General features: G+C 44.3%; 4 protein-coding genes. 3 read left to right on the forward strand and 1 reads right to left on the reverse strand.

Features of this window, described 5'->3' with window-relative positions; genetic code table 11:
* Together ACRC27_RS11005 and ACRC27_RS11010 are read left to right on the forward strand one after the other, a co-directional pair.
* Window positions 1-510: DUF444 family protein (locus tag ACRC27_RS11005; RefSeq protein WP_438639878.1), on the forward strand; the 510-nt coding region annotated here is incomplete at its 5' end.
* A gap of 12 nt (window positions 511-522) precedes the next feature.
* Window positions 523-2,097 (forward strand): SpoVR family protein, encoded by a 1,575-nt coding sequence (locus ACRC27_RS11010; RefSeq protein WP_438622961.1) that lies wholly within the window; start codon window positions 523-525, stop codon window positions 2,095-2,097.
* Window positions 2,098-2,178: 81 nt separating this feature from the next.
* Here the strand turns inward: ACRC27_RS11010 and fadR are convergent, their stop codons facing one another.
* On the reverse strand, window positions 2,179-2,898 hold the full coding sequence (fadR, locus tag ACRC27_RS11015) for a fatty acid metabolism transcriptional regulator FadR (RefSeq protein WP_438622960.1): 720 nt from the start codon (window positions 2,896-2,898) through the stop codon (window positions 2,179-2,181).
* Window positions 2,899-3,337: 439 nt separating this feature from the next.
* Here fadR and ACRC27_RS11020 point away from each other — a divergent pair.
* The coding region (locus ACRC27_RS11020; protein ID WP_438639879.1) for an SLC13 family permease at window positions 3,338-4,194 on the forward strand (857 nt) is incomplete at its 3' end.

Here is a 4,194-nt window from a genome sequence, read left to right on the forward strand (position 1 = left end):
ATGGACGTTTCAGGCTCAATGGATCAAGCCACCAAAGATATGGCAAAGCGCTTCTATATTCTGCTGTATCTGTTCTTATCTCGTACTTACAAAAACGTGGAAGTGGTCTACATCCGCCACCATACACAGGCGAAAGAGGTTGATGAGCATGAGTTTTTCTACTCACAAGAGACCGGTGGCACCATTGTTTCCAGCGCACTAAAACTGATGCAAGAGATCATGGAAAAGCGCTATCCCGCTTCGCTGTGGAATATTTACGCAGCACAAGCCTCTGACGGTGATAACTGGGCCGATGATTCTCCACATTGCCGCCAGTTGTTGCAGGAGAAAATTTTGCCGTTTGTCCGCTACTACAGCTATATCGAAATAACACGGCGGGCACACCAAACCTTGTGGCGTGAATATGAAACCCTGCATGCGCAGTTCTCGAACTTTACGCTGCAACATATTCGGGGCGTAGAAGATATCTATCCGGTATTCCGCGAGCTGTTCCGCAAGCAAGCGGCATAAGGAGGATGCAAGATGGAAAGCAACGACAGCACAACACAGCACATCACAGCACCACATCCGCCACATATCGGCCATGAAGCCCCGCTGAGCGATGGCCCTGACTGGACTTTCGCTCTGCTTGAGCAATATCACCAAGAGATTGATCGGGTAGCAAAACTCTACCATTTAAACACCTACCCCAATCAGATAGAGATTATCACTGCCGAACAGATGATGGATGCCTACTCGAGCATTGGCATGCCTATCAACTACAGCCACTGGTCATTTGGCCGTAAATTTATTGAAACTGAGCGAAATTACAAACATGGCCACATGGGATTAGCATATGAAATTGTGATCAACTCTAACCCTTGTATTGCCTATCTGATGGAAGAGAACACCATCACCATGCAGGCTCTGGTGATTGCACATGCCAGCTATGGCCATAACTCATTTTTTAAAAATAACTATCTGTTCAAATCGTGGACAGATGCCGGTTCAATTGTTGACTACCTGCTGTTTGCCAAGCACTACATCAGTGATTGTGAAGAGAAATACGGGGTGGATGAGGTAGAAAAAATCCTCGACTCTTGCCATGCGCTGATGAACTACGGGGTTGATCGCTATAAGCGGCCGCAAAAAATCTCTCTGCAAGAGGAGAAAATGCGGCAAAAAAACCGTGAGGAGTATCTGCAAAGTCAGGTCAATGAGCTTTGGCGCACTATCCCCCGTAAAGAAAAAGACAGCGAATTAACCCAAGTCCGTTTCCCGCCCGAACCGGAAGAGAACTTACTCTATTTTATCGAAAAACATGCCCCTCTTTTAGAGCCATGGCAGCGTGAAATCGTGAGAATTGTGCGTAAAGTCAGCCAATATTTTTACCCACAAAAGCAAACTCAAGTCATGAATGAAGGGTGGGCAACTTTTTGGCACTACAGCATTCTTAATCATCTCTATGATGAGGGAAAACTGACCGACCGCTTCATGTTTGAGTTTTTGCACAGCCATACCAATGTGGTTTATCAGCCACCTTACAACAGTAAGTATTACAGCGGTATAAACCCATATGCTCTTGGTTTTGCTATGTTTCAAGATATAAAACGCATTTGCCAAGAACCAACCGAAGAAGACAGACGTTGGTTCCCTGATATTGCCGGAAGTGATTGGCTAAAAACACTGCACTTTGCCATGAGTAATTTTAAAGATGAGAGTTTTATTAGCCAGTTTTTATCGCCAAAACTGATCCGAGATTTCCGGTTTTTCTCGGTACTGGATAATGATCGAAATAATTACCTTGAGATCCCCGCGATCCATAATGATGAAGGGTATCGCAAAATCCGTGAAGCACTCTCGACCCAGTACAATCTGAGCAATTTAGAGCCTAACGTTCAGGTCTGGAATGTGGCACTGCGCGGTGATCGGTCACTGACATTACGGCATGTTATGCATGATCGCGTGCCGTTGGCAAAAAGCCGTAAAGAGGTGATGAAACACATCTACCGGTTGTGGGGGTTTGATGTTTATCTAGAAGAGGTTAATGCTGAAGGGAAAGCAGAGTTAATTGAACGTTGCCCGCCAAGAGCCGGTGACAGTAGTTTTCAGATTTAACCCATATCGGGCAAAAAACCAAACGGCATGTCTATACATGCCGTTTCATATTACGTCTAATAGTATGTTTTAAATCAGTGCTTAACGGCGGTGATCAGCAATATCTTCAGGGATATTTTCACGCATGCCATGCCAGATTAAACCACTGTCGATACCGTATTGGCGAACAAGTGCAAAAATAGTGTCAAATTGCTTGTTCTCGCACATAGCGGCCAGTTGAGTATAGAAATCTGCTGCTAATTTACGGGCATCAGGATTAGAGAAATAGTACAGGCCTACCCGTGAATACAGCCCTTTCAACCCATTAAGGATCAAGCCATAAATAGGGTTTCCGGATGCAAACGCCAGCCCCTGAAATACACGGTAATCCAAATCAGTATAAGCTTCTGCAGTATCGTCAATAGTGGTGATTTCATGCAGCAGTGACAGTGCACGCTCAGGGCTGTTACGCAGTGCGCCACGAATATAAATGGAAGAGATATTGGTACGGGCTGACAGCAAATTATCAATCAGTTGAGGAACGCTGTCATGATCCAGTCGGGCTAACGTTTCAAGAATATTCAACCCTGACGTTTCCCAAAAGTTATTCACTTTTGTTGGTTTGCCATGCTGAATGGTTAACCAGCCATCACGGGCCAAACGTTGCAAGACTTCGCGAAGTGTCGTTCGAGTTACACCTATCAGCTCTGACAGCTCACGTTCCGCCGGTAAAATAGAGCCGGGTGGAAAACGATTATTCCAAATGCTTTCAACGATGTACTCTTCTGCGAATCCGGCGGGGCTTTGCGCCTTAATTACCATGGTATTCGTTATCCATCTATTTATTTTATCTTTTGCTTGAGCTCATCATACCAGATGATCGCAAATGTAATAGCTATAACACACATTAATACCCGGCAGTATACTGAAGAACAGTGGCAAATTATCGTAAATATGCTGAAAGACCCATTTAATGACGTTATTCACTCTTAAAGGCATACTATACATGCATCACTGTTTCATTTTAGATACCGCGATCAAGCTCAAAAATCAGCATTTCACTCACGATTCATTACAAAATAGCGCACAAATTATTTACCTTACGATTATGTGCAACAATATGTTTTATTTATGTTTTATTGTTATACGGCACTAGACTGAGCTATATCAATTTGTCATTCTGCTAACATCCTACAATATACGTTACAGACATTTTGTCTCAGACACTTTACGTCACTGCCTTGATAACGAGAAAATACTCATGGAAATCACGTTCTCCCGCGCGTTTCTTAGGAATTTCTTAGGAAAATCGCCGGATTGGTACAAACTGGCCATTATCTGTTTTCTGATCATCAACCCAATCCTGTTCTTTTTTGTTGACCCTTTTGTTGCGGGTTGGACACTGATCGCAGAATTTATCTTTACCCTCGCCATGGCTCTCAAATGCTACCCGCTTCAACCGGGCGGTTTACTGGCGATTGAAGCGATTGCCATTGGCATGACCAGCCCCGAGCATGTGAAGCATGAGTTGGTGGCCAATATTGAAGTGCTATTGCTGCTGATTTTTATGGTGGCAGGCATCTACTTTATGAAGCAGCTTTTGCTGTTTGTATTTACAAAACTGCTGCTTAAAATTGAATCAAAAACCACCCTCTCACTGGCTTTTTGCTTTGTTGCAGCATTTTTATCTGCATTTCTTGATGCGTTAACTGTGGTGGCCGTTGTTATCAGTGTTTCGGTCGGGTTTTACTCTATCTACCACAAAGTTGCTTCGGGTGATGGTGTGGCTGATGAGCACGACAGCAGCAATGACAGTAAACTCAATGACGACAAGCGTAAGCAGGATTTGGAGAATTTCAGGGCCTTTTTGCGCAGCCTGATGATGCATGCCGCCATTGGTACTGCACTCGGTGGTGTAATGACCATGGTGGGTGAGCCCCAGAATCTGATCATTGCTGACCGTGCTGGCTGGAATTTTGCCGAATTTTTACTGCGGATGTCTCCTGTCACCGTACCGGTATTTATCTGCGGAATGTTCACCTGTTATCTGGTTGAGCGCTTTAAAATATTCGGTTATGGCGATCAATTGCCAAGCAGTGTTCGCCAAATTTTGCTCGA

It is taken from the genome of Plesiomonas sp. (assembly GCF_051650925.1).
GTDB lineage: Bacteria > Pseudomonadota > Gammaproteobacteria > Enterobacterales > CAMTGL01 > Plesiomonas.

What these genes read in the sequence shown, in the direction of transcription:
- fadR (WP_438622960.1), bottom strand. Translation starts at nt 2,898, where the DNA reads ATGGTAATTAAGGCGCAAAGCCCCGCCGGATTCGCAGAAGAGTACATC.
- ACRC27_RS11010 (WP_438622961.1), top strand. Translation starts at nt 523, where the DNA reads ATGGAAAGCAACGACAGCACAACACAGCACATCACAGCACCACATCCG.